Here is a 3,417-nt window from a genome sequence, read left to right as displayed (position 1 = left end):
AACGGCGCGGGGTCCAAAAACCGCTGGGCCAATTTGTTATCGGTACTGTACAGGTATTCGCTCTCGATAAAGTTACGCCAAATCTGCTCTTCATTGGCCTCGGCCCAAGCCATTTGCTCTTCCGAATAGTTTATTTTTCGGGCATCGGATATAAAAGGGACCAGTTTATCCTTGGCGACCAATTCTTTACCATAATAGACCATTTGAGCCAGAAAGCTACGGTCTTTGGGTTTGGCAACCACCTGTTTTGCGAAGGCATTCGCCACATCGCTTACCAAATACTGTTTATCCAGTCCAGCCGAAATATAATTTGGAAAACTTTCGTAGAATTTGTGCTCCGGACCCAGATAATTGTCAAGACCGATCAATAGCAGACTATCTGTCATAATAATTCGGCTATTGTAACTAACATCCGAGGTTACCGTAACTACTTTGGGTAGCACGTAGTCGGGAAAATAATAGTTGATGTGTTTAAAAAGGAGGATTAGGTCATCCTTTTCTTCGGAGAAATCGGTAAAAGTGGCATCTACTTCGGATAAAAGCTCTACTTGAAGGCTATCTTGCAACTTAGCTACCCAAACGCTATCGGTATATTGCGCAGGAAATAAATAGGGATATCCTTTTTTTAGGATGGGAATATCCAAAGGTTCCGCCCTTGCAAATTCACGATCAAACCGGGCGATTTCTAGATCTATTTCAATTTTTTCAATTTCGTCCTCAACCTTATCGCTATCGTTACAGCCGATAAACCACCCGGAAATCACCAATATCATAAAAATCCACTTAGCGTTGTAAAGTAATTCCCTATACATTTTATATTTTACGGTCAAGGCGTTATTTTTAGCCTACAAAGTTAATCGATTTAGACAAAAAGAAAGGGTTATGCAAACAGAAAAGGTAACGGCACATATTGTAAACTGGCTCAGAGATTATGCCGGAAAGGCAAAAATGAAGGGATTCGTCGTAGGCATTTCAGGAGGTATCGATTCAGCGGTTACCTCCACCCTATGCGCTAAAACCGGTCTGGAACTGCTTGTTCTGGAAATGCCGATACACCAGGCCGAAAGTCAAGTAAGTCGGGCTTCTAGACATATTGAATGGCTACAGGAAACATTTGACAATTTAAAAAGAGTATCCATCGACCTCACCCCTGTATTTAATAGTCTCGTAAATGCCTTGCCGCCCGTAGAGAACGAAGAAGAGCGGTTTATGTCATTGGCCAATACCCGCGCAAGACTTCGTATGACAACACTGTATTATTTTGCGGCATTAGATTCGCTCTTGGTAGCCGGAACCGGAAATAAAGTAGAGGATTTTGGCGTAGGATTTTACACAAAATACGGCGATGGCGGGGTAGATTTGAGTCCGATTGCCGATCTGTTGAAAACCGAGGTGTACGAAATTGCAAGGTTTCTGAAAATTAACGACGAAATAATAAAGGCGGCTCCTACGGACGGACTCTGGGGCGACGATAGAACGGACGAGGATCAGATCGGAGCCTCATATCCCGAATTGGAATGGGCCATGCAGATGCAGGATGAAGGCAAAAACGAAACTGATTTTTCTGGCCGTGAAAAAGAAGTGTTCCATATCTTTAAAAACTACAATTCCGCTAACCGACATAAGATGATTCCGATACCTGTATGTGAGATTCCGGATGTGCTAAAATAGCAATTTGACCTAAAAGTGTGTAATCTAATCGAATAAAATCGCAAAAATGCTAGATTTTAGGAAAAAAAAATCACATTTGCTAAACGAATTAGATTTTAAAGCCTTACATTGCATGTCAGTATTTTTACACGTGCTAACCAGTGTTTTTTTATCTAGATAAAACTATCAAAAATGATTAAAGTATTAATTGCCGACAACCACCCCATCATACGTATGGGTGTTACCAAGGTTCTGGAAGACGCCAACGGCTTCGAAGTTATCCAAGCCGTAGCCACGACCTCCGAACTTTTCGAAAAACTGGAAAAAGTTAGCCCCGACGTTGTAATGTTGGAAATGGACATTCCCGAAATCAACGGTATTGCTACGTTACGGAAAATCAAAAAAGAATATCCCGAGATCAAAGTCCTAATGTATAGCGGACAATCAGAGGATGTTTACGCATTGAGCACAATCCGGGCCGGTGCTTTTGGTTATCTCTCGAAAGCTTCCGACATCGATTACATTATCTCGGCCGTAAGAAAAGTTAGCGAAGGCAACATGTTCATCACAAACGAACTTGCGCAACGCTTGGCTTTTGACGAAGGTACACAGAAACCAAGAAGGTTCTTTAGAAAGCTTTCCACCCGCGAGGTAGAAGTATTGAAATTGTTGGCCAGTGGCAAGCGCAATAAAGATGTTGCCATCGGACTGAATCTCAACGAAAAAACCGTTAGTACCTACAAAGCGCGCCTAATGAAAAAGCTGAACGTTGATAATATGGTCGACCTATTGCAACAGGCAAAGGCATTGGAGCTTTACTAAAAAGGGTCCTTTAAAATTTAAACCCCAAAAAGTTTTCATAACATTTTGGGGTTTTTTCGTGTGAACTTTGCAACGGTGACTCCTGATAATCTTTTTTTTGAAACGAAACCTGACAGCGGTCTAGTGGGATTGTTTAGAAAATCCGAGAGATTCATTGCACTCAAGATAATTTCTTTAGGACAGCACCCGATTCAACTTTTTGTTCAATAGCTTGTTCAAGTAAAGGTAATTCATAATTTCTTCGAGGGTCTCACGGTGGTCGTCGGTGTTTTCTTGTGTGTTATTTTGTAGTGCCAGCATTCTTTTCTTGATCAGAAAACAGCGTAGCGTCAAAATGGTCTCGCTCACTAGTTGCGCCACCCCAGCTTCCTTTTCTTTCGGATAGATGTCTTTCCGCTCCCAGTTATGCAGTACATATTTTTCTTCCTCCATCAAAATAGAGGAAATTTCGGATACTAGCTCTTGATCTAAATCCGATAGAAAGGTGTTGATGGAAAAATCATCGCTCTCGTTAAGTGCTTCGATCAATTTGTAATATATACCTCTAAAATGTTCGTTGGCCAGTTCTATTTCATCTTCCTGAAGGTCTAAATATATTTTCTCGTATACCTTGGCTTCTAAAGACAGTGGTTCTAAAATTAAGTCGCCGGCCTCATTTTCCTTCAATACCAAATCTTCGAATTTTTGTTCCTCATTACCATATAGTAAGAGTAATTCTATGATTTTCCGTTCGAGTTCATACTGTACATCGACCTTTTCGATGGTAGTTTCGTTCTTGACCACATCGAAAGCTTTCTGCTCTTGTTTGGTATTCTTGGCGGAATCGGCTATCGATTTTTTACTGATCTGTGCCAATGTACTGAACAAAACCCCTTCGGAAACGTTCATAATCAGCGCACATTCCTGAATATAGATCTCGCGTTTGATCGCATCGGGAATTTTGGC

3 protein-coding genes and 1 pseudogene are annotated in these 3,417 nt (G+C 41.3%); 2 read left to right on the top strand and 2 right to left on the bottom strand.

All coding sequences use genetic code 11. From position 1 onward, the window contains the following. On the bottom strand, positions 1 to 830 hold an 830-nt coding region (locus ACEW8S_RS14345), incomplete at its 3' end, for a gliding motility lipoprotein GldB (protein WP_373518821.1). A 52-nt stretch (positions 831 to 882) separates the two neighbouring features. On the opposite strand from ACEW8S_RS14345, the gene nadE reads away from it, so the two are divergent. Continuing rightward, positions 883 to 1,671 carry an NAD(+) synthase gene (gene nadE, locus ACEW8S_RS14340; protein ID WP_373518820.1) on the top strand — a complete coding sequence of 263 codons (789 nt, stop codon included), beginning with the start codon at positions 883 to 885 and terminating at the stop codon, positions 1,669 to 1,671. A 171-nt stretch (positions 1,672 to 1,842) separates the two neighbouring features. Then, positions 1,843 to 2,472, top strand: coding sequence for a response regulator (locus tag ACEW8S_RS14335; protein WP_373518819.1), 630 nt, complete (start codon positions 1,843 to 1,845; stop codon positions 2,470 to 2,472). A gap of 174 nt (positions 2,473 to 2,646) precedes the next feature. On the opposite strand, the pseudogene ACEW8S_RS14330 reads toward ACEW8S_RS14335, so the two are convergent. Then, positions 2,647 to 3,417: pseudogene (locus ACEW8S_RS14330) on the bottom strand (DNA primase); the annotation flags it as partial.

Origin of the sequence: Pricia sp. (assembly GCF_041745955.1) — a bacterium.
Lineage (GTDB): Bacteria > Bacteroidota > Bacteroidia > Flavobacteriales > Flavobacteriaceae > Pricia.
Note: the sequence above shows the minus strand (reverse complement) of the source record. Positions and strands in the feature narration are given on the sequence as shown.